Genomic DNA, 26786 nt, shown 5'->3' with positions numbered 1-26786 from the left:
AGAGACAGTATGCCGAGAAAAACATCTCTGGAAAATACCCGTAATATCGGCATTATGGCTCACATCGATGCGGGCAAGACCACGACTACCGAGCGTATCTTGTTCTACACCGGCGTGAACTATAAGATCGGTGAGACCCATGACGGCACCGCCACCATGGACTGGATGGCGCAGGAACAGGAGCGCGGCATCACCATCACCTCCGCCGCCACCACCTGCTTCTGGTCTGGTTCCAAGAACCAGTTCAAGCCCACCCGGATCAACATCATCGACACTCCGGGCCACGTGGACTTCACCGTTGAGGTCCAGCGCTCCCTGCGCGTGCTGGACGGTTCCGTGACTGTGCTGTGCGCCAAGGGCGGCGTGGAGCCCCAGTCTGAGACCGTGTGGCGCCAGGCCGATAACTACAAGGTCCCCCGCATGATTTACGTCAACAAGATGGATATCATGGGCGCGGACTTCTACAACGTGCTGCACATGATTGAGGACCGCCTCAAGTGCAACGCCGTTCCCATTCAGCTGCCCATCGGCGCCGAGGATACCTTCAAGGGCATCATCGACCTGGTGGAGATGAACGCTGATATCTACTATGACGACCTGGGCAAGGACATGCGCGTGGAGGAGATCCCCGCCGACATGGCCGACCTGGCCGCCGAGTATCGTGAGAAGCTGATGGACGCCGTCTCCATGTTCGACGATGAGATCATGGAGATGTACTTGGGCGGTGAGGAAGTTCCTCAGGCCAAGATCCGCGCCGCCATCCGCAAGGCCACCATCGCCAATGAGATGGTGCCCGTGGTCTGCGGCACGTCCTATAAGAACAAGGGTGTTCAGAAGATGCTGGACGCCATTGTGGACTACCTGCCCTCTCCTCTGGATGTGCCCCCCATCAAGGGCGTCAATCCCAAGACCGACGAGGAGGAGGAGCGTCCCTCTGACGACAACGCCCCCTTCTCCGCCCTGGCCTTTAAGATCATGACCGACCCCTATGTGGGCCGTCTGAGCTTCTTCCGCGTCTATTCCGGCCACCTGACCACCGGTTCCTCCGTGCTCAACAGCACCAAGAACGTCAAGGAGCGCATCGGCCGGATCCTGCAGATGCACGCCAATCACCGCGAGGATATCGAGGAGGTCTTCTCCGGCGATATCGAGGCCGCCGTGGGTCTGAAGAATACCACCACCGGCGACACCCTGTGCGATGAGAAGCACCCCGTCATCCTGGAGTCCATGGAGTTCCCCGAGCCCGTGATCCGCGTGGCCATCGAGCCCAAGACCAAGGCCGGTCAGGAGAAGATGACCATGGCCCTGATCAAGCTGGCCGAGGAGGACCCCACCTTCAAGACCTACACCGACGAGGAGACCGGTCAGACCATCATCGCCGGCATGGGCGAGCTGCACCTGGAGATCATCGTCGACCGTCTGCTGCGTGAGTTCAAGGTGGAAGCCAACGTGGGCGCCCCCCAGGTGGCCTACAAGGAGACCATCAAGAAGTCCGTGGATCAGGACACCAAGTACAAGCGCCAGAGCGGCGGTTCCGGCCAGTACGGCCACGTCAAGATCAAGCTGGATCCCAACGAGTCCGGCAAGGGTTACGAGTTCATCAACGCCGTTGTGGGCGGCTCCATTCCCAAGGAGTTTATCCCCGCTGTCGACGCCGGTATCCGCGGCGCCCTGCAGGCCGGTGTTGTGGCTGGCTTCCCCGTTGTGGACGTGAAGGTCACTCTGTACGACGGCTCCTATCACGAGGTGGACTCCTCCGAAATGGCGTTCAAGATCGCCGGCTCCATGGCCTTCAAGGAGGCTATGCGCAAGGCAGATCCCGTCCTGCTGGAGCCCATCATGAAGGTCTCCGTCATTGCCCCCGACGACTACCTGGGCACCGTGATCGGCGACCTGACCGCCCGCCGCGGCCAGATCCTGGGCCAGGAGGCCCGTCCCGGTGCGCAGCAGGTGGACGCTCTGGTGCCTCTGTCCAACATGTTCGGTTACGCCACCGACCTGCGTTCCGCCACTCAGGGCCGCGGTCAGTACACCATGGAGCCCCACAGCTACGCGGAGCTGCCCAAGAGCCTGCGGGACAAGATCGTCAGCGAGCGCACCAAGCCTCAGGACTGACACCCGCTGGAAAAAGTTATTGCTTTTCCCGGCAAGATAGGGTAAAATAAGCAATGCTGATTATTTCACGTTGCAACAAACACAGATTTTGAAAATTGACAGGAGGATTTTCAAATGGCTAAGCAGAAATTTGAAAGAACCAAGCCCCATGTTAACATCGGCACCATTGGTCACGTCGACCATGGCAAGACCACTCTGACCGCCGCTATCACCAAGTGGCTGTCCTATCAGGGCAAGGCTCAGTTCGAGGCTTATGACAGCATCGATAAGGCTCCCGAGGAGAAGGAGCGCGGCATCACCATCAACACCGCTCACGTGGAGTATGAGACCGAGAAGCGTCACTATGCCCACGTGGACTGCCCGGGCCACGCCGACTATATCAAGAACATGATCACCGGCGCTGCTCAGATGGACGGCGCCATCCTGGTCATCGCCGCTTCCGACGGCCCCATGGCTCAGACCCGTGAGCACATCCTGCTGGCCCGTCAGGTGGGCGTGCCCGCCATCGTCGTGTTCCTGAACAAGTGCGATCAGGTCGACGATCCCGAGCTGCTGGAGCTGGTGGAGATGGAAGTCCGCGAGCTGCTCTCCAAGTATGAGTTCCCCGGCGACGACATTCCCATCATCAAGGGCTCCGCTCTGAACGCCCTGGTGTCTGAGTCCACCGATCCCAACGCTCCCGAGTATGCCTGCATCAAGGAGCTGATGGACGCTGTTGACGACTATATCCCCACTCCCGACCGCAAGGAGGATATGCCCTTCCTGATGCCCGTCGAGGACGTGTTCACCATCTCCGGCCGCGGCACCGTGGCCACCGGCCGTGTGGAGCGCGGCGTGCTGAAGCTGTCCGAGGAAGTCGAGATCGTTGGCCTGACCGACGAGAAGAAGAAGACCGTCGTTACCGGTATCGAGATGTTCCACAAGCTGCTGGACTACGCTGAGGCCGGCGACAACATCGGCGCCCTGCTGCGCGGCGTGGACCGCAACGGCATCGAGCGCGGCCAGGTTCTGGCTAAGCCCGGTTCCATTCATCCCCACACCAAGTTCAAGGGCCAGGTCTACGTCCTGTCCAAGGACGAGGGCGGCCGTCACACCCCCTTCTTCAATAACTATCGTCCTCAGTTCTATTTCCGCACCACCGACGTTACCGGCGTGATCACCCTGCCCGAGGGCGTCGAGATGTGCATGCCCGGCGATAACGTGGAGATGAGCGTTGAGCTGATCACCCCCATCGCCATTGAGAAGGGCCTCCGCTTCGCTATCCGTGAGGGCGGCCGTACCGTTGGTTCCGGCGCTGTCACCGAGGTGGGCGAGTAATCTCCCTCTCATCCAGCGTATAAAAAGAACTGCCGCGTATGCGGCAGTTCTTTTTTTGCCTCACGGCGCCTCCGGAAAGGCCAGGGTATCCTGAAAGCCGTCGGCTCCTGCGCAGAGGATGTCTCCAGCCACCGGCATCTCCTCACAGACGTAGAGGTTGACCTGGACGCCCTCGGCCCGGCCAGGGTAATTGGTGACGGTGTAGGTGTAGCGGGAGACCTGCTTGCCGCAGCAGGCGGACAGGTCGAAGCCCTGCTCCGCCTGGAGCTCGTTGTAGGTCAGATACGGCTCCTCCAGCTCCTCCGGCAGCAGGAACTGCAAGGTCTCCACCGGCTCCGGCTCCACCTCCCAGCCCAGGGACTGAAGATAGGCCACCCGGTCCTCGTTGGTGGTCAGTGTGACGGCGGGCGCCGGTTCCCCGCCGCTCCGGCCCAGCAGCAGGAACACCGCTGCCGCCGCCAGGGCCAGGACGATCAGCAGCAGAACAGCTTTCGCTCTTTTGGAAAATCGCGCGGTCCAAATCACCATGTGCATCCCTCCTGCATCTTCCTATTCATTTTTCGCCGGGATTATGATACCATGTGAAAAAGATAAGCAGCCGCTTAAAGGCGGATACCTGAGAGGAGCACGCATATATATGGAATCACAGCGCCTGGACAAGATCATCGCTTCCACCGGCCGTTTTTCCCGGCGGGAGGTAAAGCTCCTGGCCCGGCAGGGGCGGATCCTAGTGGACGGCAGGGCCGTCCGGGACACGGCTGAGAAGGCAGACCCGGAGACGGCGGAGATCCTGGTGGACGGCGAGCCCCTGTGCTACCGCCGCTGTACCTGGGTCATGCTCCACAAGCCTGCGGGCTATCTCTCCGCCACAGAGGACGGCCGGGGCCCCACGGTGCTGGACCTGCTGCCGGCGGAGCTGCGGCGCCAGGGTCTGTTTCCGGTGGGGCGGCTGGACAAGGACACGGAGGGGCTGCTCCTCCTGACCAACGACGGACAGCTGGCCCACGATCTGCTCTCCCCCCGGCATCATGTGGATAAGGTCTACTATGTCCGCACCGCCGGGCGTCTGACAGAGGCGGACTGTGCCGCCTTTGAAGCGGGCATGACCCTGGCCGACGGCCTGCGGTGCCTGCCGGCCGGACTGGAGATCCTGACGGCGGGGGAGGAGAGTGAGGCGCTCGTGACGCTGCGGGAGGGAAAATTCCACCAGATCAAGCGGATGCTTGGCCAGCTGGGCAAGCCGGTACTCTATCTCAAACGATTACGAATGGGCAATTTGACCTTGGATCCGGCTTTGGAGAAGGGTAAGTATCGTTTTTTGACAGATAAAGAGCAGGACCAGTTGAAAAATTTTTGAGGTAGGCAGAATAAAATTCAAATCTTCGACAAAAAGGTGACAGCTTTTTTGTTGAAAAAAGAAAAAACGTCTTGCAATTTGCCAAAATTACCGATATAATATTATCATTGACAAAATGCACAAGATGACCGTGTGAGTTAAGGTGAGGAGGACGACCATGTCTGGAAGAATTTTTCAAAATGTGGTGCTGCAGCTAAAGGAGAACACTGATCGCACGGTGGGCGTCATTGACGCCGAGGGGATCGTCATTGCCTGCAGTGAACTGTCCATGATCGGCCAGCGCTGGGCAGAGCATGTGCCTGTGATCAACGGCGCCGGCGGCTCCATGATCTCCTCGGAGGGAAAAACCTTCAAGGCGCTCAACGGCTGGGGCAACCAGTTTGATTATGCCGCCTTTGCCTTCGGCGACAATGAGGTCAGCCGCACCGTCTGCGCCATGGCTACCGTGGCGCTTAATGCAGCCAAGTCCTATTACGAGGAGAAGCACGACCGGGGGTCCTTCATCAAGGACATCATTTCCGACAACATCATGCTGGGCGACATCTATATGCGGGCCAAGGAACTTCGGGTCACGGCAGACGTGCCCCGGGGCGTGTTTGTGGTTCGCTCCTTACGCAAGGGGGAGTCCGTGCCCACCGATGTGGTCCAGTCCCTGTTCCCGGACCGGCAGAACGACTTTGTCCTCAGCATCGGCGAGGGCGACGTGGTGCTGATCCGCCAGATGCCCGACGGCACCGGATTGAAGGATCTGAACAAGATCGCCTCTGCAATCGAAGAGACCCTCCGCTCCGGCAGCGAACCCACTGTGGTGGTGGGCATCGGCACTGTGGCTACCCACCTGCGGGATCTGGCCAAGAGCTACAAGGAGGCCCAGATCGCCATTGAGGTGGGCAAGGTCTTTGACACGGAGAAATATGTCATCAACTACGAGAACCTGGGCATCGGCCGCCTGATCTACCAGCTGCCCACCACTCTGTGCGAGATGTTCCTCCAGGAGGTCTTCAAGAAGAACCCCATTGACGCCCTGGACAAGGAGACGCTGTTCACTATCCACAAGTTCTTCGAGAACAACCTCAACGTCTCCGAGACCGCCCGGAAGCTCTTTGTCCACCGCAACACCCTGGTATATCGGCTGGAGAAGATCAAGAAACTCACCGGCCTGGATCTGCGGGAGTTTGACGATGCCATCACCTTCAAGGTGGCCCTGATGGTCAAGAAGTACCTGACCAGCCGGGGAATCGACTCCTGATCCGGCATACATCCGTATCTGCAAAACTCCGCGGCGGCAGCCGCGGAGTTTTTTTCGGGCGCCGGGAAAAGACTGTCATTTTTGTTACTTTTTTTACGGGGCCAGGGCAAGTTGTTGTTGCGCGCGGGGGAAAAACCGTATATAATGTGCCTGTATGAAGAATTATGTCGACCTGCTGCCGAACCGGCGGCAGGCGTTTCGGCAAGTAAACGCGCGAGGTGGCTCATGATACGCTTGAAAGATGTGGAAATGGAATATGAGAACGGGACCAAGGCTATCCAGGGTATCAGTCTGACCATTGAGGACGGAGAGTTCGTCTTTTTGGTGGGCCCCTCCGGCTCCGGCAAGTCCACCATCATCAAGCTGCTGACCGGGGAAGTGGAACCCTGCGCCGGCCGCATCATGATCAACGGCTTCTCCGTCAGCAACATCTCGGAGCGTCAGGTTCCGCTGATGCGCCGGACTCTGGGCGTCATTTTCCAGGACTTCCGTCTGATCGAGAAAAAGACCGTCTACGAGAATCTGGAGTTCGTCATGCGGGCGGTGGGATCCCCCCTGAAAGAGATCCGCAAGCGCATCCCCTATGTGCTGCGGCTGGTAGGGCTGGAGGAGAAGGCCAACAGCTATCCCACAGAGCTCTCCGGCGGTGAGCAGCAGCGGGTGGCCATTGCCCGAGCCCTGGTCAACAATCCCGATACCATCATCGCCGACGAGCCCACCGGCAACCTGGACCCGGAGCGGTCTCTGGAGCTGATGAGCCTGTTGGTGAAGATCAACCAGCTGGGCACCACCGTGGTGGTGGTGACCCATGAGAAGGATCTGGTGGACCGCTTCGGCAAGCGGGTCGTCACGATTGAATCCGGCCATGTCACCAGCGATGGCGTGGGCGGCTATGTGGGAGGACACATCCATGGCTAAGCACAATTTCGGCTATTTTTTCCATGAGGGCATCAGCAACATGTTCAGCCATGGCTTCATGTCCTTTGCCGCCATCGGCATCACGGTGGCTTGCCTTTTGATCATGGGGACCTTTACCCTGGTAGCGGTGAACGCCAACGCCCTGCTGCTGGACCTGGAGCAGGAAAATGAGATCCTGGCCTATGTGGACGACAGCTACTCCACCGCTCAGGCAAAGGCCCTGCAAAAGGAGCTGGAGGCCATCCCCAATGTGGTCTCCGCCACCTTTATCTCCAAGGAACAGGCCACGGAGGACTTCGCCGCCGACTACCCCGACGAGGAGCTGTTCCAGAATCTGGACCCGGCGATCTTCCAGGACCGCTACGCCATCAAGGTGGAGGACCTGTCCCAGCAGTCCCAGACCTGCAGCCGGGTGGAAGAAGTGGATGGTATCACCGATGTCAACGCCCACGAGGAGATTGCCGGCGGATTCTTGACGGTCCGGAACGTGGCAACGGTGGTGTGCGTGGCCCTGATCGCCATTTTGTTCATCGTGTCGGTGTTCATCATCTCCAACACCATCAAGCTCACCACCTTTGACCGGCGGGATGAAATCGCCATCATGCGGATGGTGGGCGCTACCAACGGCTTTATCCGCTGGCCCTTCGTGTACGAGGGCCTGATGATCGGTATTCTGGGCGCCGTGATCGCCTTCGGGCTCCAGTGGGCGCTGTATGCAGCGGTGGCGCAGGGGGTGGATACCAACGACACCATGCAGCTGATCGAGATTATCCCCTTTAACCGGCTGTGGCTGCCGGTAGCTGCCACCTTCGCCGGTGCCGGCGTATTGGTGGGTGTGGGAGGCAGCCTCTCCGCCATTCGGAAATTCCTGCAAGTGTGAGGTGCGGCTTATGAAGAAACAGACCAAAGGACGCCGCTTTTTCCAGGCCCTGCTGGCTTTGACCATGGCGCTGCTGCTGTCCGCCGCAGAACTGACGCCGGCCCTGGCGGTGACCCAGGCGGACATCGACGCACTGAAAAACGAGTCCAACGACCTCAGCGCCGAGAAGAAGGAGCTCCAGGCCAAGCTGGAGTCCCTTGCTGCGGACAAAAGCACCGCCATGGAGCGCAAGACCCTGCTGGACCAGCAGATCGCCAATACCTCCGCCCAGATTTCCAACGTGGAGGAGCAGATCCAGCAGTATGCTGCCCTGATCTCCCAGAAGGAAGAGGAACTGATCCAGGCCCAGGAGGACGAGGCGGCCCAGTACGACCTGTTCTGCGACCGGGTCCGGGCCATGGAAAAGCGGGGCGAGGTCAGTTACTGGTCCGTGCTGTTCCGGGCGGACAGCTTCACGGACCTGCTCAGCCGGCTGGACATGATCAATGAGATCATGGCTGCCGACCAACGGGTGATCGACCAGCTGAAAGACCTGCAGGCCCAGATCGAGACCGCCAAGACGGAGCTGGAAACCAACAAGGCCGAGGAAGAAGCGGCCAAGAGTGAGCTGGAGGCCCGCAAGAGCGAGCTGAATACCCAGCGCAGCGAGGCCAATGCCCTGATTCAGCAGCTGGCCGCCAACGAAAGCGAGACGGAGGCCGCCCTGGACGAGCTGGAGGCGGAGCAGGATGCCATTCGGGCGGAGATCCAGCGGCTCAATGAGCAGCTGATCGCCCAGCAGGCTGCCAATGGAAACTCCGTTCAGTCCAATCCCGGCGGCTACATCTGGCCGGTGGACAGCCGCTATATCACCTCCACCGTGGGCGGCCGTGCCTCTCCCGGCGGCATCGGCTCCACCAACCACAAGGGCACCGACATCGGCCGGGTGGGCTACACCAGCCCCATTTACGCCTCCAAGGCCGGCACCGTCATTGTCTCCCAGTACTCCAGTTCCTATGGAAACTACGTGGCTATCTCCCACGGTCCCGGCAACACCACCCTGTATGCTCATATGTCCAGCCGGAAGGTATCTGTGGGACAGTACGTCAACCAGGGCGATGTCATTGGCATCACTGGCTCCACCGGCAACTCCACGGGACCCCACCTGCACTTCGAGGTGACGGAGAACGGCGTTCGGGTCAATCCCCTGAGCGACGGCGCTGAGCCCCGGATGGGCTATCTCACAGGCTATACGCTGTCCGGTTCGGCCTGATCCTGCGCCTCCTTCTGAAAAGACACATAAACTGCCCTCCCGCTCCGTAGGTATGGAGCGGGAGGCGGTTTTTTATGTTTGGACTGTGGATCTGGGTCCCGCCGGAGCGGGGACAACGGGCTGTAAAAACAGCGGAACGGATGGTGCTCCATACGCATCTTTACAGCGTTCAGGTGGCGCGGGGACCGCGGACTCCGGCGGCGGTGATCCGGCGTCGGGCGGCTGCCGCAGCCCGAAAGCTGGAAAAGGCCGGGGTACGGCGGGTGGTGCTTCCGGATGCCTTTGCATATGGGGATGTATTGGAAAAGCGGGGGATCGGAGCGGTGGACACCCTGGCACTGCGGCGGGAGCTGGCGGCGGAGCAGACCTGCCGGGGACTGGAGGACCGGGGGCTGAGCGGAGGGACGGTGGCGGTGTCGGCAGATGCCATGAGCGCCGAACTGGTGCGGACTGTGACGGAGCTGTCCCTGCGGTGCCGGTATGTGCTGCTGGACGTCCCCTACGGCGGACCGGACCTGGCGGGCCGGCTGCGGCGGGAGTACGGCGTGGCGCTGCGGCTGGAGCCGGATCTGGCCCGGCTGGGGGAGGCGGAGGCCCTGGTGCTCTTCGCGCCCCGGACGGATCTGCGCCGGAACAATCCGGTGGTGGTAGAGGCTTACCGGGGTAGCGAGGCACCTCTGCCGCCGCTGCTGCTGCCGCCGGCGCTGGAGGAGCAGCTGCCGGCAGGCTGCTGCCGCATCCAGCTTCTGGCAGCGCTGCGGGAGAGCGGCGCCCTGCGGCCTGGTCAGATCTCCCTGGGACGGAGCGCAGCGGCGGGAAATGGCTCTGGCGCTTGACATTCTGAAATCCAACCTCTATAATACAACTCTATGATATTATAGAATAAGTATGTTCAGGGAGATGGAGGGGCCATTTTCCCAGGAAAATAGAATGCGGAAAGGAACTTTGGACATGGAAAAAGAGTACAAGATGAGCGCGGCCCGGGCGCAGGAGCTGCAGGAGGAACTGAATTATCTCAAGACCACTCGTTCCGACGAGGTGGCTGAGCAGATCAAGGTGGCCCGGGGCTTCGGCGACCTGAGCGAGAACAGCGAGTACGACGAGGCCAAGAACGAGCAGGGCAAGCTGTACTCCCGCATTGCCGAACTGGAGGAGATCCTCCAGCACGTGGTCATCGTGGACGAGGCCAACGCCCCCACCAATGTGGTCACCATCGGCTGCCGCGTGACCGTGGCCGATAAGAGCGGCAAGGAACTGCCCGCCTATAAGATCGTGGGCTCCCAGGAGGCGGATCCCATGCACGGCGCCATCTCCGAGGAGTCCCCCTTCGGCAAGGCCCTGGTGGGTGCCAAGGAGGGTGACACCGTCACCGTGGAGGCTCCCCAGGGCGCCATCGTGTACACGGTGCGTAAGATCGAGCGGTAAGGAGCGGAAGAGATGGCTGAACAAAAGACGAACCAGCAGCCCGAGCAGGACCTGAGCCAGCAGAGCAAGGTCCGCCGGGAGAAGCTCGCCGCCCTCCAGGCCGAGGGCCGGGACCCCTTCCAGATCACCCGCTTCGACTGGGACCACACCTCCGCTCAGATCAAGGAGAATTTTGACGCTCTGGAGGGCCAGAGCGTCAAGGTGGCCGGGCGCCTCATGAGCAAGCGGGGCATGGGCAAGGTCAGCTTCTGCGACCTCCAGGACCGCGACGGCCGCATCCAGCTCTACGCCCGTCAGGACGAGATGGATGAGGAGATCTACAAGCAGTTCAAGAAGTACGACATCGGCGACATCGTGGGCGTGGACGGCGAGGTGTTCCGCACCCAGCGGGGCGAGATGAGCGTTCGGGCGAAGACCATTACCCTGCTGAGCAAGTCCCTGCTGCCCCTGCCGGAGAAGTTCCACGGCCTCCAGGACAAGGAGCTGCGCTTCCGCCAGCGGTATGTGGACCTGATGGTGAACCCGGAGGTCAAGCGCAATTTCGCCATCCGATCCCGGTTCATCAAGTTCATGCGCAACTACCTGGACGACATGGGCTATATCGAGGTGGAGACCCCGGTTTTGAACACCATCGCCGGCGGCGCCGCCGCCCGGCCCTTCATCACCCACCACAACACCCTGGACATCGACATGTATATGCGCATCGCCACGGAGCTGCCCCTGAAGCGGCTGATCGTGGGCGGCATGGACCGGGTGTATGAGATCGGCCGTATCTTCCGCAACGAGGGTATGGACCCCAAGCACAACCCCGAGTTTACCACCGTGGAGCTGTACCAGGCCTACACGGATTTCCACGGCATGATGGACATTGCCGAGGGCATCCTCTCCGGCGCCGCCCAGGCCATCCTGGGCACCTATCAGGTCCAGTGGCAGGGCGAGGACATCGACCTGACCCCCGGCTGGCGCCGGCTGACCATGGTGGACGCCGTGAAGGAGTATGCCGGAGTGGACTTCGGCGCCATCACCGACGACGCCGAGGCCGTCTCCGCTGCCAAGGCCATCGGCGTGGAGCTGGCGGACGCCGCCGAAAAGACCTGGGGCAACGCCCTGTACGCCTGCTTCGACCAGAAGGTGGAGGAGCAGCTGGTCCAGCCCACCTTTATCACCATGTACCCGGTGGAAGTGTCTCCGCTGACCAAGCGCAGCCCGGCGGATCCCCGGCTCACCGAGCGGTTCGAGCTGTTCATCTGCCGCAGCGAGCTGGCCAACGCCTACTCCGAGCTCAACGACCCCATCGACCAGCGAGAGCGCTTTGAAAAGCAGGTGGAGCAGCGGGAGCGGGGCGACGAGGAGACGGAGATGCTGGACGAGGACTTCCTCACCGCCCTGGAGTACGGCATGCCGCCCACCGGCGGCATGGGCATGGGCATCGACCGGTGCGTCATGCTCCTGACCGGGGCCGACACCATCCGGGAAGTGATCCTCTTCCCCACCATGAAGCCCGAGGGCGCGAAGAAAGAGGAGAAGGCGGCGGACGCGCCCAAGGCCAGCGCCCCCAAGGTGGAGGCGGCCCCGGCGGCTATCGATTTTTCCAAGGTGGAGATCGAGCCGCTGTTCGCCGACTTCGTGGATTTCGAGACCTTCAGCCGGTCCGACTTCCGGGCAGTGAAGGTGAAGGAATGCACGGCCGTGCCCAAGAGCAAAAAGCTGCTGAAATTCGTCCTGGACGACGGCTCCGGCACCGACCGGGTGATCCTCAGCGGCATCCACGACACCTATGAGCCCGAGGAGCTGGTGGGCAAGACACTGATCGCCATTACGAACCTGCCGCCCCGGAAGATGATGGGCATTGACTCCTGCGGCATGATCATCTCCGCCATCCACCACGAGGAGGGCGCAGAGAAGCTCCACTGCCTGATGGTGGACGACCGTATCCCCGCGGGCGCCAAGCTCTATTAAACCATTTCCGTCCCCGGGCCAAAAGGTCCGGGGACGCACCCCCTCCCTCCGGTGGGGGAGGTTATCAAAAGGAGCCGCTATGGAGACCATTACCAGCCGGACCAATCCCCTGTGTACCCACTTCCGCAAGCTGGCCTCCTCCCGGGCCTACCGGGAGAGGACCGGGGAGTGCCTGTGCGACAGCCCCAAGCTGCTGCGGGAGGCGCTGCTGTGGGGCCAGACCGTCACGGCGGTGCTGTATACCGAGGGGACGGACCTGCCGCCCCTGTCTGCCGCCGCCCGGGCCTCCCAGGTGACGGAGAGCGTCATGCGCTCCGTCAGCCCCATGGAGACGCCCCAGGGGGTGGTGTTCTCCTGCGCCATGGCCTCCACAGACCCGCCGGAGCGGCTGGAGCCGGGCCGGTATCTGCTGCTGGACGGCGTCCAGGATCCGGGCAATGTGGGTACCATTCTCCGCACCGCCGACGCCTTTGGCTGGACAGTGCTGCTGCTGCCCGGGTGCGCCGACCTCTATAACCCCAAGACCTTACGGGCAGGCATGGGGGTCCAGTTCCGGCGCCCCGCCTATGCCTGCTCCCTGGAGCGGGCGGCGGAGCTGGTGCGCGCCGCGGGGCTGCCATTGTACGCTACCGCCCTCATGGAGGATACCGCCGATGTCCGGGATGTGGACCTCGCCCACTGCGCCGTGGTCATCGGCAGTGAGGGGCGGGGGATCTCCAAGGAGGCCCTGGCCCTGTGCGGCCGGACCGTCAAGATCCCCATGAACGACACCTGCGAGTCCCTCAACGCGGCGGTGGCCGCCGCCGTGGTGTTGTGGGAGGGCGCCAGGAACGACGGGAGGCGTGCGCCATGCTGAAATACTGGCTGTGGCTGACAGAGCTGCCGGGCCTGACCAACCAGACCCGGCTGGCTCTGCTGCGCCATTTTCCAACGCCCGAGGACGTGTACTACGCGGACCCGGAGGAGGTGCTGCTGACCGAGGGCATCACCCGGGCGCAGGCGGCGCTGGTGAAAAACAAGGACCTCTCCGCCGCGGACCGGATCCTGGCGGAGTGCCAGCGGCTGGATCTCCGCATCCTGACCCTCCAGGACGCGGCCTATCCCGGCCGGCTGAAGAACATCTACGACCCGCCCTGCCTGCTGTACGTCCGGGGCCGCCTGCCGGTCTTTGACGAGGAAGCGGCGCTGGCCGTGGTCGGCACCCGGGACTGCACGCCCTACGGCATCGCCTGCGCGGAGAAGCTGGGCTACGGATTGACCCGGGGCGGCGCCGTGGTGGTCACGGGCCTGGCCCGGGGCATCGACGCCGCGGCCACCCGGGGTGCCCTCCGCTCCGGCGGCGTCACCGCGGCGGTGGTGGGCAACGGCCTGGATGTGCCCTATCCGCCGGAGAGCCGATACCTCTATGAGGACGTGGCTGCCGCGGGCGTGCTTTTGAGCGAGTATCCGCCGGGGGCGGAACCCGCCGCCTGGCATTTTCCTGTCCGCAATCGCATCCTCTCCGGGCTGTGTATAGGCACCGTGGTGGTGGAGGCCCCGGAGCGCAGCGGCGCCCTCATCACAGCCGGCACGGCCACGGAGCAGGGCCGGGATGTGTTCGCCGTTCCCGGACCCATCGACGCGCCCACCAGTGTGGGCTGCAATGAGCTGATCCGGGACGGCGGGGGGATCGTGACGGACGCCCGGGACATCCTGAACTTTTACGCGGAGCGGTTTCCGGGCAAACTGCGGCCGGAGGAGGCCCGGCACCGGCCTCAGGTGCTGGGCTATCAGGCCCGGCAGAAGGAGGAGGCAAAGCCGGTGCCGCCCTCCGTGAGCCTCTCCCGCAATGACCTGAGCCTGACCGACGACCAGATCGCCCTGCTGCGGGCCCTCCCGGCGGAGGAGCCCATGCTGGTGGACGATCTTGTTGAGCTGACCGACCTTCCCATCCGCCGGGTCCTTTCCGCCCTGACGGTGCTGGAGATCGAGCATCTGATTGAACAGCACAGCGGCAAGCGGTACACCCGCGCCGTGACACTGACGGAGTGAGACCGTCCGCCTCCGGGACCTTCCCCGGCCCGGAGACGATTCCCGCAGGGGCTTTGGGGGAAAGAGCGGCCGGGGCGGGGCCCCGTCCGAATTCGGAGGTAACTATGGCAAAGCACAGCCTGGTCATCGTGGAGTCTCCCGCGAAGGCCAAAACCATCGGAAAATACCTGGGCAAGGACTTTGAGGTCACCGCCTGCATGGGCCACCTGCGGGACCTGCCCAAGAGCGTGCTGGGCGTGGACCTGGAGCACGACTTCGAGCCGGTCTACCAGCCCATCAAGGGCAAGGAGGACATCATCTCCGCCCTGAAAAAATCCGCCAAGAGCGCCGACATGGTGTATCTGGCCACCGACCCGGACCGGGAGGGGGAGGCCATCTCCTGGCACCTCAAGCAGCTTTTGAACCTGCCGGACGAAAAGACCCGGCGGGTGACCTTCAATGAGATCACCAAGAAGGTGGTCCAGGAGAGCATCCAGGCCCCCCGGGACATCGACCAGAACCTGGTGGATGCCCAGCAGGCCCGCCGCATCCTGGATCGGATCGTGGGCTATGAGCTCAGCCCCCTGCTGTGGAAGAAGATCCGCCGGGGCCTCTCCGCCGGGCGGGTCCAGTCCGTGGCCACCCGGATGGTGGACGACCGGGACCGGGAGATCGCGGCCTTCCAGCCGGAGGAGTACTGGACCCTGGACGCCAATCTCCTGGGCAGCGATCTCAAGAAGATCCCCTTCGCCGCCCGCTACCACGGCAAGGACGGCAAGAAGGCGGAGCTCAAGTCCGCCGCCGAGGTGGACGCCGTGGTCCGTGAGACGGAGAACGCCGCCTTTACGGTCAAGAGTGTCAAACGCACCGACAAGCAGCGCAGCCCCTCGCCGCCCTTCACCACCTCCACCATGCAGCAGGAGGCGTCCCGGAAGCTCTCCATGACGCCCCGGCGGACCATGGCCATCGCCCAGCAGCTCTACGAGGGCGTGGACATCGAGGGCGAGGGCTCCGTGGGCCTCATCACCTATATGCGTACCGACTCCCTGCGGATCAGCGAGGAGGCCATTGCCGCCACCAAGCAGTTCATCCTCAGCCGGTACGGCCGGGACTACTATCCCCCCCAGGCCCACCGCTACAAGGCAAAGGCCAATGCCCAGGACGCCCACGAGGCCATCCGCCCCAGCAACGTGGAGTGGACCCCGGAGCAGCTGAAAAAAGACCTGACCGGGGAGCAGTACCGGCTCTACAAGCTGATCTGGAGCCGGTATGTGGCCTGCCAGATGGCCAACGCCGTCTACGACAGCGTCTCCGTGGACATTGACGCCGCGGGCCACAGCTTCCGCTCCAGCTCCTCCAGCCTGAAATTCTCCGGCTACACCGCCGTGTACGAGGAGGGCAAGGACGAGGAGAAGGAGGAGAAGGAGTCGCCCCTGCCGGCCCTGCGGGAGGGGGAGATCCTGACGCTCAAGGACTTCTCCCGGGATCAGCACTTCACCCAGCCCCCGGCCCACTACACCGACGCCACCCTCATCCGCGCCATGGAGGAGCAGGGCATCGGCCGGCCCTCCACCTACGCGCCCACCGTGTCCACCATTCTGGACCGGGAGTATGTGATGAAGGAGGGCAAGTATCTCCACATCACCAACCTGGGCCGGGTGGTGACGGAGCTGATGAAGGACAAATTCACCGACATTGCCGATCTGAAATTCACCGCCCACATGGAGCAGAAGCTGGACTCTGTGGAAGAGGGTGCCACGCCCTGGAAGAGCGTCCTGCGGGACTTCTACGGGGACTTTGACCGGGATCTCAAGCAGGCGGAGAAGGACCTGGATGGCGTGCGCATCAAGGTGCCCGACGAGGTCAGCGAGGAGATCTGCCCCGAGTGCGGGCGGAATCTGGTGGTCAAGTCCGGCCGGTTCGGCCGCTTCCTGGCCTGCCCGGGCTATCCTGAGTGCAGCTTCACCATGCCGTTGGTGGTGGAGATGCCGGGCCGCTGCCCCAAGTGCGGCGGCCGGCTGATGAAGCGCACCGGCACCAGCAAAAAGACCAACAAGCAGTACACCTACTACTGCTGCGAGCATATGAACAGCCGGGATGAGAGCGCCAAGTGCGACTTCATGACCTGGGACGTGCCGGTGAAGGACGACTGCCCGGTCTGCGGCCAGACCATGTTCAAAAAGGCCGGCCGGGGCTTCAAGCGGCCCTTCTGCATCAACCCCGCGTGCAGCAACTTCCTGCCGGAGGAGAAGCGGGGCTACCCCAAGAAAAAGACCGAGGACGCTGAGACGGCTCCCGATGGGGAGCAGGACGGCGCGCCGGCAGCCGAAAAGGCTGCGGCGAAAGAGACCGCTGCCAAGACTGCGAAAAAGCCCGCGGTGAAAAAGACGGCCGATAAGACCGCTGCGACCAAGACCACGGCGAAAAAGACGGCATCCAAGGCTGCGGCTGCCAAGACTGCCGCGAAAAAGTCGGCGGCCAAGACTACCGGAACCAAAACCGCCGCGAAAAAATCCGCCGCCAAGAAAGACGCCTCCCAGGCGTGACCCCCGGCGGACCCGCCCCCGCCGGGGGCGGGAAATGCGAGAGAGAGGGACGAGCCAATGGAAGTGACAGTGATCGGCGCGGGCCTGGCCGGCAGCGAGTGTGCCTGGCAGCTGGCCCGGCGCGGCGTCCATGTGACGCTGCGGGAGATGAAGCCGGAGAAGAGGACCCCCGCCCACACCACAGCGGATTTCGCGGAGCTGTGCTGCTCCAACTCCCTGCGCTCCGATCAGCTGGAAAACGCCGTGGGCCTTTTGAAGGAGGAGCTGCGGCGGCTGGACAGCCTGATCCTCGCCTGCGCCGACGCCACGAAGGTGGAGGCAGGCGGCGCCCTGGCGGTGGACCGCCACGGCTTCGCCGCCCTGGTGACGGAGAAGATCCGCTCCCACCCCAATATCACCGTGGTGCCCGGTGAGGTGACGGAGATCCCCGAGGGGGAGGTGGTGATCGCCTCCGGCCCCCTGACCTCCGACGCCCTGGCGGAGCGCTTACAGGTCCTGCTGGGGGAGGACAGCGCCCTCCATTTCTTCGACGCCGCGGCCCCTCTGGTGGCCGCCGACAGCGTGGATATGGACAGGGCCTGGATGGGTTCCCGGTACGACAGGGGCACTGCGGACTACGTGAACTGCCCCATGACCGAGGCGGAGTACGACGCGTTCTGGCAGGCCCTGACCGCGGCGGAGGAGGCCCCGGTCCACGGCTTTGAGGACAAGCAGGTCTTTGAGGGCTGTATGCCGGTGGAGGTCATGGCCCGCCGGGGCCACGACACCCTCTGCTACGGCCCCCTGAAGCCCCGGGGACTGAAGGACCCCCGCACCGGGCGGGAGCCCTACGCCGTGGTGCAGCTGCGGCGGGACAATGCCCAGGGGAGTGTGTACAATCTGGTGGGCTTCCAGACCCACCTGCGCTTCCCGGAACAGCGGCGGGTGTTCTCCATGATCCCCGCCCTCCACGACGCGGAGTTTCTGCGCTACGGCGTCATGCACCGCAACACCTTCCTGAATTCTCCCCGGCTGCTGGACCGGTACTACCGGCTGAAAAGCGCGCCCCGCATCTCCTTCGCCGGGCAGATGACCGGCGTGGAGGGGTATGTGGAGTCCGCCGCCTCCGGCTTCCTGGTGGGCGTGGAGACGGCCCGGCGCCTGCGGGGCCTGCCGCCGGTGAATTTTCCCCAGGAGACGGCCATCGGCGCCCTGGGGCTGTACGTGTCGGACACGTCCGTCACCGCCTTCCAGCCCATGAACATCAACTTCGGCATCATCCCGCCCCTGGATCACCGGGTCAAGGGCAAGCGCAACAAGAACGCGGAGTTGTCGCAGCGGTCCCTGGCCATCATCGAGCAGATAAAAGAGGAGGTCCTCGCATGAAGATCATCGTAGACGCCATGGGCGGCGACAACGCCCCCCAGGCCATCGTACAGGGCGCTCTGGACGCCCACCGCGCCCACGGGGTGGACATCATCCTGGTGGGCCGGGCGGAGGAGGTGCTGCGGGCCGTGGAGGCTTGCGGTGAGAAGAGCCTGCCCGCCGGCGTGGAGATCAAGGACGCCAAGGAGGTGGTGGAGATCGCCGACGATCCCGCCATGGCCTTCAAGCTCAAGCCGGACTCCTCCCTGACCGTGGGGCTGAACCTGCTCAAATCCGGTGCCGGGGACGCTTTCGTCTCCGCCGGATCCACCGGCGCCCTGCTCTCCGGAGCAACGCTGGTGGTCAAGCGCATCCGGGGCATCCGCCGGGCGGCCATGGGCCCCCTGGTGCCCACGGCCGCGGGCCAGGCGGTGCTGTGCGACTGCGGCGCCAACGCCCAGTGCACGGCGGAGTACCTGCTGCAATTCGCGTATCTGGGCAGCTTCTACGCCCAGCGGGTCCGGGGCATCCAGAGGCCCAAGGTGGGCCTTTTGAACATCGGCGCCGAGGAGGAAAAGGGCGACGACCTGCGCCACGAGGCCCTTGCCCTTTTGCAGGAGGCGTCTGACCAGGGCCGGATCAACTTCATCGGCAACGTGGAGGCCAACGACGCCATTATGGGCGCCGCCGACGTGCTGGTGGCCGACGGCTTCACCGGCAACGTGATGCTCAAGACCATGGAGGGAACGGCCAAGTTCCTGCTGAAGGAGCTGAAAAAGGCCATGACCGCCAAGACGCTCAACAAGCTGGCCGCCGGGGTGCTCAAGGGCGACCTGATGGAGATGAAGAAGCTGATGGACCCCGCCGAGGTGGGCGGCACGCCGTTTTTGGGCATCACCCGGCCCGTTATCAAGGCCCACGGCTCCTCCGACGCCCGGGCCATCGCCAGCGCGGTGCTGCGGGCCAAGGAGTACGCCGAGAGCGGATTCATCGCCGACGTGGAGGCCAACATCGACTACATGAAGGTCCGTATGGCCCCGGAAAAAATTTGATTTGCTATTGACACCGGGAAGGGTGTTGCCGTATGATTACCCCAGTAAGAACCGACCATAATCCATGAGGAGTGATCTGTATGTCCAACGAGGATATTTTTCAGACGATGAGGGACTTGGTGGCCGAGCAGTTCGGCATGGAACCCGACGAGGTGACCATGGAGACCGCCTTTGAATACGACCTGGGGGCCGACTCCGTGGACCTGGTGGAGCTGGTCATGGCCATGGAAGAGGAGTTCGAGCTGGGAATGGCCCAGGAGGACGAGGTGAAAGCCCTCAAGACCGTGGGCGACGCCGTCAATTACGTGGCGTCCAAGCTGAACAAGTAACGAAGCCGGAAACCCCGCTGACAGGCGGGGTTTCCTTATGGAGGAGACCGCCATGGAGGATCTGGAGAGAAAACTGGAGTACGTCTTTCACCGCCGGGAGCTGCTGGCGGAGGCCCTGAGCCACAGCTCTTACGCCAACGAGCACCGCGCCGCCGGGCTGCGGAGCAACGAGCGGCTGGAGTTTCTGGGGGACTCGGTACTGGGGTTCGTGACGGCGGAGTTTTTGTTCCGACAGCATCCGGACCTGCCGGAGGGCGACCTGACCCGGATCCGGGCGGCGCTGGTGTGCGAGCAGAGCCTGTACGAGGCCGCCCAGCGGCTGGACCTGGGCCGGCATTTGAAGTTGGGCCGGGGCGAGGAGGGCGGCGGCGGCCGCCGGAGGCCCTCCATTTTGGCCGACGCCATGGAGGCGGTCTTTGCCGCTGTGTATCTGGACGGCGGGATTGCTGCCGCCGACGCCTTGATCCACCGGCTGCTGCTGGATGCGGAGCGGGAAGAGGTGGTGGAGGAGCGCCGCCGGGACTACAAGACCGCTCTGCAGGAGCTGGTCCAGCGGACCCCCGGCACCGCCGTCACCTACCAGCTGGTAGAGGAGTCCGGTCCCGACCACTGCCGGGTCTTTGTAATGGAGGCCTTTGTGGGCGGCGTCAGCGCCGGCCGGGGTGAGGGCCGCAGCAAAAAGGAGGCCGAGCAGGCCGCCGCCCGGGCCGCTCTGAAGGCCCTGGGCGAGGAGTGACACCGTACGATGACCCGGAGCCGCCGGCTCCGGGTCATCTGTGTTTCACCCGGCATGTGCGGAAATATGACTGGAATTTGCCGCCTGTCCGTGCTATACTATACTCTACATGAGAATTTTAGGAGCGTGATGCATTTGTCGCTGCTGTCTGCTGTTTTGCTGGGCCTGGTCCAGGGTGTGGCGGAATTTCTGCCCATCTCCAGCTCCGGCCACCTGGCTATCGCGGAGCACCTGCTGGCCTTCGGGGCCATCGAGGTGCCGGATTTCTACGACGTCCTGCTGCACCTGGGCACCCTGGTGGCTGTGTTCATCGCCTACTGGCAGGATATCCGGGACATGATCCTGGAGCTGATCGACGGCGTCCGGGACCTGGCCCGCGGCACCACCCCCAACCCGGTGCCCCCCGCCCGGCGGATGATCCTGCTGATCATCGTGGGCACGCTGCCGCTGTTCATTGTGCTGCCGGTGAAGGATTTTGTAGAGAGCCTGGGCAACAGCCTGTACTTCGTGGCCGCAGCCCTGGTGGTCACCGGCTTTTTGCTCTTCGCCAGCGACCGGGTCCGCAAGGGCCGCAAGACGGAGAAAAACGCCTCCCTGGTGGATGTGCTGCTGGTGGGCGTGGCCCAGGCCATTGCCACCTGCCCCGGCATCTCCCGCTCCGGCACCACCATTACCGCCGGGTGCTTCGTGGGCTTTGAGCGGAAGTTCGCCGTGCGCTTTTCCTTTCTGCTGTCCATCCCCGCCATTCTGGGCGCCAACATCCTGAGCCTGAAGAGCGCGCTGGAGGGGGGGATCATCTGGGCCGACGTGCCGGTGTATCTGGTGGGCGTGGCCGTGGCGGCAGGTGTGGGGTATCTTTGCATCCGCCTGCTGCGGATGATCGCGGACAAGGGCCGTTTCGGCTGGTTTGCATACTACTGCTGGGCCGCCGGCGCGCTGACGCTGGTACTGGCCCTGCTGGGCAAATAATCATTTCCCTGGAGGTGTCACCGTGGCATCCACGACACGAAAGAAATCCACCACAACGAAAAAGAGCGGCGGCTCCTCCGCCCGCTCCGGCAGCAGGAGCCGACAGCCTCAGAAGCGCCCCGTCCGCCGGGAGGTGGGGGGCGCGGTGCTGCTGGTGGTGGCGCTGTGCGCGGCGGTCAGCTATTTCGGCGTCCAGGCCATCTTCCTCAACTGGCTGGCGCTGGTGCTCAAGGGGCTGTTCGGGTACGGCTACTGGCTGTCCTTCCCGGCCCTTTTGATGGCGTCGCTGATCCTGCTGCTGCACCGGGGGCGCCCCGTGCGGCTGCGGGTCACCTGCGCGCTGCTGCTGCCGCTGCTGACCGGAGCCCTGGGACATATGCTGCTGGCCAAGGAGGCCTATGAGCCCGGCTTTGGGGTGCTGAAGGCCCTGTGGACCGACGGCGTGGCCCTCCAGAGCGGCGGCGCCGTGTCCGGGTCCCTGGCGGTGGGCTTCGTGGCGGTGTTCTCCAAATATGCAGCCCTGCCCATCTTCGCGCTGCTGCTGGTCATCGCACTGATGATCGCCCTGCGCCTGACACCGGCGGCGCTGTGGGAAAAGCTCCGGGAGCGGCCCCAGTACGAGCCGGAACCGGAGCCGGAGCCCGCCAAGACCCCGGCCATCCGCCTGTCGGCTCCGGAGCCGGTCCGCCGCAGCGAGCCGGAGCGGCCCAAGCCCCAGATTGACTTCCCCCTGGACGACGCCCCCGCCGCCGGGAGCTCCGGCGAGGACCTGACCCCGCCGGAGCAGGAGAAGAAGGAGGGCCGGTTCACCAGCTTCTTCCGGCATAAATCCGACCAGCAGAAGACTCCGGATCAGGTCCTCTCCGGCGGGGAGCCCGCTGCCAAACCGGCAGACAGGCAATCAGCCGCCCCGGCCCGGGAGGCGGAGCGCGCTCCGGAGGAGAAGCCCGCCGCCCAGTCGGCCCCGGCCCCCGCGCCCCTGGCGTCGGAGCCTGCCTCCGGCAAGAAGGCGGCCGCCCGGGAGGTGGCCGCCGCCACCGCCGCCGTCACGGCGGAGATCGAGCAGAAGATGGCGGAGGAAGAGGACGCCTATCAGTTCCCGCCCATCACCCTTCTGCAGCAGAGCCGGGGCGAGAACCACATCGAGGCTGGCGCCGAGCTGCGCAACAACGCCCGGCGTCTGTCGGAGACTCTGGTGAGCTTCGGCGTGGACGCCACGGCCGGCGACGTGGTCCACGGTCCCTCTGTCACCCGGTATGAGTTCGTACTGGACCAGGGCGTCAAGCTCAGCAAGATCACCAATCTGGCCGACGACATCGCCCTGGCCCTGGGCGCCTCCGGCGTGCGCATCGCCCCCATCCCCGACAAGATCTCCGTGGTGGGCATCGAGGTACCCAACAAGCAGGTGACGCCGGTGCTGATCCGGGATGTGATTGAGTCCCGGGAATTCACGGACCACAGATCCGGCACTGCTTTTGCCCTGGGCCGGGACATCGGCGGCCGCAACGTCATCGGGGACATTGAGAAGCTGCCCCATGTGCTGATTGCCGGCACCACCGGTTCCGGTAAGTCCGTGTGCACCAACTCGCTGATCATCAGCCTCCTGTATAAATCCACCCCTGACCAGGTCCGCTTTATCATGGTGGACCCCAAGATGGTGGAGTTGGCGCCCTACAACGGCATCCCCCACCTGCTGATCCCGGTGGTGACGGATCCCAAGAAGGCCGCCGGCGCCCTCCAGTGGGCGGTGTTCGAGATGATGAAGCGGTACAAGATCTTCTCCGAAAACGGCGTGAAGAAGCTGGAGGAGTTCAACAAGCTGGCCCGGGGCCGGGAGGATCTGGAGACCATGCCCAGCGTGGTGGTGGTCATCGACGAGCTGGCCGATCTGATGCTGGTGGCCGCCAAGGAGGTGGAGGAGTCCATCTGCCGGGTGGCTCAGATGGGCCGCGCCGCCGGCGTTCACCTGGTCATCGCCACTCAGCGGCCCTCCGCCGACGTGATCACCGGCCTCATGAAGGCCAACATCCCCAGCCGCATCGCCTTCGCCGTGGCCTCCTCTCTGGAGTCCCGGATCATTCTGGATACCACCGGCGCGGAAAAGCTGGTGGGCCGGGGCGACATGCTCTACGCTCCTCTGGGCGCCGGAAAGCCCCAGCGGGTCCAGGGCTGCTTCATCTCTCCCGAGGAGATCGAGCAGGTGGTGGCCTTTGTCAAGCAGTCCGGCGAGGCCCGGTACGACGACGAGGTCATCGCCAAGATCGAGGAGAGCATCCAGGAAAAGGACAGCAAGGGCAATGGCCGCGGCGCCGCCCCGGCGGAGACCGGCGAGGAAGAGGGCGACGAGCTGCTGCCCGCCGCTGTGGAGGTGGTCCTGGAGACGGGACAGGCCTCCGTGTCCATGCTGCAGCGGCGGCTGAAGCTGGGGTATTCCCGGGCCGCCCGCCTGGTGGACCAGATGGAGGAGCGGGGCATCGTGGGTCCCTTTGAGGGCTCCAAGCCCCGGCAGCTGCTCATCACCCGGGAGCGGTGGCAGGAGCTGCAGATGGGCGCCGCAGAACAGCCGGAGGCCCCGCCGCCCTGGGAAGAGGACCAGGCATGAGCGGAAACGCTTGACAAATGGAACCGAAGCGGTATAATAAAAACCGATAAACGCGATGACAAAGCCAGCTTTCCGAAACAGGCTCCAAGCGAGAGGGGACCGGTGCAAGCCCTCAGCCCACGCCGGAGAGCAGCCACTTTGGAGCAGCCCGCGAGGAGCGGGACGATTCGCCCCCGTTACCGGGCGGCATGAGATGCCCGCCGCCGGCGGTGGGCAGATCAGGGTGGTATCGTGGAAGATCCTTTCGCCCCTGACGCTTGTCAGGGGCGTTTTTTTATCCCCGGGCCAACCGGACCGTATTTGAAAATCAAGACCAAGGAGGTCGTTCCTATGAAATTTTCCAGTAAGATCGTCGCCTGTGAGCTCTCTCCCATTCGGAAGTTCCACCCCTATGTCCTGGCGGCGGAGGCCAAGGGCCGCACCGTCCACCACCTGAACATCGGCCAGCCGGACATCGAGACGCCGAAGGTGTTTTTCGACGCGGTGAGCAATTTCGGCAAGTCTGTCCTGGAGTATGCCCCTTCCACCGGCGTGGAGTGCTATCTGGAGGCGGTGCGGGATTACTACATCAACCTGGGCTTCCCCATCACCTGCGATGACATCATGGCCACCCACGGCGGCAGCGAGGCCCTGGAGATCATCCTCTCCTGCATCCTGGAGGACGGGGACGAGATCCTGATTCCCGAGCCCTACTATCCCAACTACGCTACCTTTGTGGGTGTCACCGGCGCCTCCATCCGCGCCATCCCCACCTCTCCCGAGGCCGGCTACCGCTACGCCACCCGGGAGCAGATCGAGCCCCTCATCAATGAACACACCCGGGCCATCCTGGTGACCAATCCCGGAAACCCCACCGGCGTGGTCCTCAACCGTCAGGAGATGCGGCTGCTGGCGGACATCGCCAAGGAGCACGAGCTCTTCCTCATCAGCGACGAGGTGTACCGGGAGATCGTCTACACCGGCGAGAAGCTCAGCTCCATGCTGGAGTTCACCGACGCGGCGGAAAACGTGGCGGTGGTGGACTCCGTGTCCAAGCGCTTCTCCTCCTGCGGCGCCCGGGTGGGCGCGCTGATCTCCCGCAACAAGGAGCTCATGGCCCAGGCCATGAAGATCTGCCAGGGCCGCCTGTGCGCCGCCACGCTGGACCAGGTGGGCGCCGCTGCCATGTACCGCCAGCTGCCCGCGTCCTACTACACTGCCGTCCGGGAGGAGTATCAGCGCCGCCGGGACACGGTGGTGGAGAGCCTCGCCAAGATTCCCGGCGTCCAGTTCAGCCACCCCGACGGGGCCTTCTACGTGATGGCCACCCTGCCGGTGGACGACGCGGAGACATTGCAGTACTTCCTGCTGGAGGAGTTCGAGGACCACGGCGAGACTGTCATGTACACCCCGGCGGAGTCCTTCTACGTCACGCCTGGCAAGGGCCGCAACGAGATCCGCATCGCCTACGTCACCAATCCCGCGGAGCTCTCCCGCTCCATTGAGCTGCTGGGCCTGGGCATTGCTGCCTACAACAGCCGCAGGAAATAAGCAGAAAACGACCGGCGCCCTGCTTTTTAGCAGGGCGCCGGTTTTGCGTCTATGGAATCCAGCGGCACCGGTCCAGGTCCACGGTGCCGTCGGAGCGGAAGGGTATGCCCTCCGCCTCCAGCAGCGCCCGCTGGGTGCCGGGGGCCAGGCGGTCGAAGGCGGTCTTGGTGCCGCCGAACCGGTCCACCACCCGGTGGCAGGGGACTGCGGGGTCCCGGCAGGCGGCCATGGCGTATCCGGTGATCCGGGCGCCCCGGACCAGGCCCGCCGCCCGGGCCACCTGGCCATAGGTGGCCGCCTGTCCGGCGGGGATCTGCCGTACGACCTGGTAGATGCGCTCGAAGGTGCCTCCGCTCACCGCTCCCCCACCTCGTACAGGTCCGTCCGCCGGGCGGAGAGGATGGGCAGCTGGGTCCGGACGGCCTCCACGCGGTCAAGGTCCAGATCGGCGTACAGCGTGGTCGCCTCCGCCCCGGCCCGGCACAGGACCGTGCCCCAGGGATCCACGGCGATGGAGTTGCCGTAGGACACGTAGGCCCCTGCCTCGTCCCGGGCGGGGGCGACGCCCACGGTGAAGCACTGGTTGTCCACGGCCCGCTGGCGGAACAGCAGCTCCCAGTGGGCCGGGCCGGTGGTCATGTTGAAGGCCGCCGGTACGAAGATCACTCTGGCGCCCCGCAGGCACATGCACCGGGCCAGCTCCTCGAACCGAAGGTCGAAGCAGATGCAAAGACCCATGGTGCCGAATTTCGTCTCGAAGGTGGTGATGGAATCGCCGGGGGAGAAGGTGTCGGACTCCTTGAACCGCTGCCCGCCGGGCACATCGATGTCAAAGAGGTGGGCCTTGCGGTGCCGGGCCAGCTGGGCGCCGTCGGGGGCATAGACGAAGCAGGTGTTGTAGACTCTGCCGTTCTCCAGCTCCGGGATGGAGCCGCCGACTACATACATTCCCGTCTCCGCCGCCGTTTGGGACAGCATGGCCTGGGCGGGCCCGCCCGCCTCCTCACCATAGGGGCGGAAGCAGCGGTTTTCATAGGGGCAGCAGAACATCTCCGGCAGGACGGCAATATCCGCCCCTCCGGCCGCCGCCTGACGGAGCTTTTCGGCGGCGGTGCGGAGATTTCCCTCCCGGTCCGCCGTCACCGGCATCTGGATCAGTGCTACGCGCATGAATGATTCCTCCATTCCGCCGCATT

The 26786-nt window shown here is 64.0% G+C and carries 23 protein-coding genes; 20 read left to right on the top strand and 3 right to left on the bottom strand.

The features are described 5' to 3' along the window. Positions 1-9: 9 nt before the first annotated feature. Positions 10-2115: an elongation factor G gene (fusA, locus tag ACVDHE_RS01860; protein ID WP_458885424.1), complete on the top strand. Its 2106-nt coding sequence runs from the start codon at positions 10-12 to the stop codon at positions 2113-2115. Positions 2116-2229: 114 nt separating this feature from the next. After that, positions 2230-3432, top strand: coding sequence for an elongation factor Tu (gene tuf / locus ACVDHE_RS01855; protein WP_325284758.1), 1203 nt, complete (start codon positions 2230-2232; stop codon positions 3430-3432). A gap of 60 nt (positions 3433-3492) precedes the next feature. On the opposite strand, the gene ACVDHE_RS01850 is transcribed toward tuf, so the two are convergent. Next, positions 3493-3960, bottom strand: coding sequence for a DUF4830 domain-containing protein (locus ACVDHE_RS01850; RefSeq protein ID WP_458885423.1), 468 nt, complete (start codon positions 3958-3960; stop codon positions 3493-3495). 109 nt (positions 3961-4069) lie between these two features. Between ACVDHE_RS01850 and ACVDHE_RS01845 the strand changes: the two genes are divergently transcribed. The 18 genes from ACVDHE_RS01845 to ACVDHE_RS01760 all read left to right on the top strand — a co-directional run bounded on the left by ACVDHE_RS01845 (position 4070) and on the right by ACVDHE_RS01760 (position 25590). After that, a complete protein-coding gene (locus ACVDHE_RS01845) occupies positions 4070-4789 on the top strand; it encodes a pseudouridine synthase (RefSeq protein WP_325284756.1) in 720 nt (239 codons plus the stop codon). Between the two features lie 157 nt (positions 4790-4946). Then, positions 4947-6038, top strand: a complete 1092-nt coding sequence (locus ACVDHE_RS01840) for a PucR family transcriptional regulator (protein ID WP_213039352.1) — start codon at positions 4947-4949, stop codon at positions 6036-6038. 225 nt (positions 6039-6263) lie between these two features. Then, positions 6264-6956: a cell division ATP-binding protein FtsE gene (gene ftsE, locus ACVDHE_RS01835; RefSeq protein WP_213039351.1), complete on the top strand. Its 693-nt coding sequence runs from the start codon at positions 6264-6266 to the stop codon at positions 6954-6956. Next, complete coding sequence (ftsX, locus tag ACVDHE_RS01830) at positions 6949-7836, top strand: permease-like cell division protein FtsX (RefSeq protein WP_213039350.1); 888 nt, start codon at positions 6949-6951, stop codon at positions 7834-7836. The genes ftsE and ftsX overlap by 8 nt, the downstream gene beginning before the upstream one ends. A 10-nt stretch (positions 7837-7846) precedes the next feature. Next, positions 7847-9088: a murein hydrolase activator EnvC family protein gene (locus ACVDHE_RS01825; protein WP_458885422.1), complete on the top strand. Its 1242-nt coding sequence runs from the start codon at positions 7847-7849 to the stop codon at positions 9086-9088. A 74-nt stretch (positions 9089-9162) separates the two neighbouring features. Continuing rightward, the gene (locus ACVDHE_RS01820; RefSeq protein WP_458885421.1) at positions 9163-9924 is read left to right on the top strand and encodes a hypothetical protein; all 762 of its coding nucleotides are present in this window, start codon (positions 9163-9165) and stop codon (positions 9922-9924) included. A 115-nt stretch (positions 9925-10039) separates the two neighbouring features. Beyond that, a complete protein-coding gene (gene greA, locus ACVDHE_RS01815; RefSeq protein ID WP_213039347.1) occupies positions 10040-10513 on the top strand; it encodes a transcription elongation factor GreA in 474 nt (157 codons plus the stop codon). Between the two features lie 12 nt (positions 10514-10525). Then, positions 10526-12472 carry a lysine--tRNA ligase gene (gene lysS / locus ACVDHE_RS01810; RefSeq protein ID WP_458885420.1) on the top strand — a complete coding sequence of 649 codons (1947 nt, stop codon included), beginning with the start codon at positions 10526-10528 and terminating at the stop codon, positions 12470-12472. 79 nt (positions 12473-12551) lie between these two features. Further along, the gene (locus ACVDHE_RS01805; protein WP_325284754.1) at positions 12552-13328 is read left to right on the top strand and encodes a TrmH family RNA methyltransferase; all 777 of its coding nucleotides are present in this window, start codon (positions 12552-12554) and stop codon (positions 13326-13328) included. Next, positions 13322-14503 (top strand): DNA-processing protein DprA, encoded by a 1182-nt coding sequence (gene dprA, locus ACVDHE_RS01800; protein WP_458885419.1) that lies wholly within the window; start codon positions 13322-13324, stop codon positions 14501-14503. The genes ACVDHE_RS01805 and dprA overlap by 7 nt, the downstream gene beginning before the upstream one ends. Positions 14504-14607: 104 nt before the next feature. Next, on the top strand, positions 14608-17028 hold the full coding sequence (gene topA / locus ACVDHE_RS01795; protein ID WP_458885418.1) for a type I DNA topoisomerase: 2421 nt from the start codon (positions 14608-14610) through the stop codon (positions 17026-17028). A gap of 57 nt (positions 17029-17085) precedes the next feature. After that, complete coding sequence (gene trmFO / locus ACVDHE_RS01790; RefSeq protein WP_213039190.1) at positions 17086-18393, top strand: methylenetetrahydrofolate--tRNA-(uracil(54)-C(5))-methyltransferase (FADH(2)-oxidizing) TrmFO; 1308 nt, start codon at positions 17086-17088, stop codon at positions 18391-18393. Further along, positions 18390-19424, top strand: a complete 1035-nt coding sequence (plsX, locus tag ACVDHE_RS01785; protein ID WP_458885417.1) for a phosphate acyltransferase PlsX — start codon at positions 18390-18392, stop codon at positions 19422-19424. The genes trmFO and plsX overlap by 4 nt, the downstream gene beginning before the upstream one ends. Positions 19425-19504: 80 nt before the next feature. Continuing rightward, positions 19505-19753: an acyl carrier protein gene (gene acpP, locus ACVDHE_RS01780; RefSeq protein WP_213039188.1), complete on the top strand. Its 249-nt coding sequence runs from the start codon at positions 19505-19507 to the stop codon at positions 19751-19753. 52 nt (positions 19754-19805) lie between these two features. Next, a complete protein-coding gene (rnc, locus tag ACVDHE_RS01775) occupies positions 19806-20489 on the top strand; it encodes a ribonuclease III (RefSeq protein WP_325226509.1) in 684 nt (227 codons plus the stop codon). A gap of 129 nt (positions 20490-20618) precedes the next feature. Beyond that, the gene (locus ACVDHE_RS01770) at positions 20619-21458 is read left to right on the top strand and encodes an undecaprenyl-diphosphate phosphatase (protein WP_458886147.1); all 840 of its coding nucleotides are present in this window, start codon (positions 20619-20621) and stop codon (positions 21456-21458) included. Positions 21459-21480: 22 nt separating this feature from the next. Continuing rightward, complete coding sequence (locus ACVDHE_RS01765) at positions 21481-24060, top strand: DNA translocase FtsK (RefSeq protein WP_458885416.1); 2580 nt, start codon at positions 21481-21483, stop codon at positions 24058-24060. A 330-nt stretch (positions 24061-24390) separates the two neighbouring features. Next, positions 24391-25590 (top strand): pyridoxal phosphate-dependent aminotransferase, encoded by a 1200-nt coding sequence (locus tag ACVDHE_RS01760; protein ID WP_458885415.1) that lies wholly within the window; start codon positions 24391-24393, stop codon positions 25588-25590. A 49-nt stretch (positions 25591-25639) separates the two neighbouring features. On the opposite strand, the gene ACVDHE_RS01755 is transcribed toward ACVDHE_RS01760, so the two are convergent. Further along, on the bottom strand, positions 25640-25948 hold the full coding sequence (locus tag ACVDHE_RS01755; RefSeq protein WP_418725875.1) for an MGMT family protein: 309 nt from the start codon (positions 25946-25948) through the stop codon (positions 25640-25642). Next, positions 25945-26760: a carbon-nitrogen hydrolase family protein gene (locus ACVDHE_RS01750; RefSeq protein ID WP_458885414.1), complete on the bottom strand. Its 816-nt coding sequence runs from the start codon at positions 26758-26760 to the stop codon at positions 25945-25947. The genes ACVDHE_RS01755 and ACVDHE_RS01750 overlap by 4 nt, the downstream gene beginning before the upstream one ends. Positions 26761-26786 lie beyond the last annotated feature (26 nt).

Source organism: Dysosmobacter sp. Phy, assembly GCF_054476235.1.
Note: the sequence above shows the minus strand (reverse complement) of the source record. Positions and strands in the feature narration are given on the sequence as shown.

Excerpts from the sequence above, each read along its gene's own strand:
- fusA (WP_458885424.1), top strand. The coding sequence starts at position 10 with ATGCCGAGAAAAACATCTCTGGAAAATACCCGTAATATCGGCATTATG.
- tuf (WP_325284758.1), top strand. The coding sequence starts at position 2,230 with ATGGCTAAGCAGAAATTTGAAAGAACCAAGCCCCATGTTAACATCGGC.
- ACVDHE_RS01850 (WP_458885423.1), bottom strand. The coding sequence starts at position 3,960 with ATGGTGATTTGGACCGCGCGATTTTCCAAAAGAGCGAAAGCTGTTCTG.
- ACVDHE_RS01845 (WP_325284756.1), top strand. The coding sequence starts at position 4,070 with ATGGAATCACAGCGCCTGGACAAGATCATCGCTTCCACCGGCCGTTTT.
- ACVDHE_RS01840 (WP_213039352.1), top strand. The coding sequence starts at position 4,947 with ATGTCTGGAAGAATTTTTCAAAATGTGGTGCTGCAGCTAAAGGAGAAC.
- ftsE (WP_213039351.1), top strand. The coding sequence starts at position 6,264 with ATGATACGCTTGAAAGATGTGGAAATGGAATATGAGAACGGGACCAAG.
- ftsX (WP_213039350.1), top strand. The coding sequence starts at position 6,949 with ATGGCTAAGCACAATTTCGGCTATTTTTTCCATGAGGGCATCAGCAAC.
- ACVDHE_RS01825 (WP_458885422.1), top strand. The coding sequence starts at position 7,847 with ATGAAGAAACAGACCAAAGGACGCCGCTTTTTCCAGGCCCTGCTGGCT.
- ACVDHE_RS01820 (WP_458885421.1), top strand. The coding sequence starts at position 9,163 with ATGTTTGGACTGTGGATCTGGGTCCCGCCGGAGCGGGGACAACGGGCT.
- greA (WP_213039347.1), top strand. The coding sequence starts at position 10,040 with ATGGAAAAAGAGTACAAGATGAGCGCGGCCCGGGCGCAGGAGCTGCAG.
- lysS (WP_458885420.1), top strand. The coding sequence starts at position 10,526 with ATGGCTGAACAAAAGACGAACCAGCAGCCCGAGCAGGACCTGAGCCAG.
- ACVDHE_RS01805 (WP_325284754.1), top strand. The coding sequence starts at position 12,552 with ATGGAGACCATTACCAGCCGGACCAATCCCCTGTGTACCCACTTCCGC.
- dprA (WP_458885419.1), top strand. The coding sequence starts at position 13,322 with ATGCTGAAATACTGGCTGTGGCTGACAGAGCTGCCGGGCCTGACCAAC.
- topA (WP_458885418.1), top strand. The coding sequence starts at position 14,608 with ATGGCAAAGCACAGCCTGGTCATCGTGGAGTCTCCCGCGAAGGCCAAA.
- trmFO (WP_213039190.1), top strand. The coding sequence starts at position 17,086 with ATGGAAGTGACAGTGATCGGCGCGGGCCTGGCCGGCAGCGAGTGTGCC.
- plsX (WP_458885417.1), top strand. The coding sequence starts at position 18,390 with ATGAAGATCATCGTAGACGCCATGGGCGGCGACAACGCCCCCCAGGCC.
- acpP (WP_213039188.1), top strand. The coding sequence starts at position 19,505 with ATGTCCAACGAGGATATTTTTCAGACGATGAGGGACTTGGTGGCCGAG.
- rnc (WP_325226509.1), top strand. The coding sequence starts at position 19,806 with ATGGAGGATCTGGAGAGAAAACTGGAGTACGTCTTTCACCGCCGGGAG.
- ACVDHE_RS01770 (WP_458886147.1), top strand. The coding sequence starts at position 20,619 with ATGCATTTGTCGCTGCTGTCTGCTGTTTTGCTGGGCCTGGTCCAGGGT.
- ACVDHE_RS01760 (WP_458885415.1), top strand. The coding sequence starts at position 24,391 with ATGAAATTTTCCAGTAAGATCGTCGCCTGTGAGCTCTCTCCCATTCGG.
- ACVDHE_RS01750 (WP_458885414.1), bottom strand. The coding sequence starts at position 26,760 with ATGCGCGTAGCACTGATCCAGATGCCGGTGACGGCGGACCGGGAGGGA.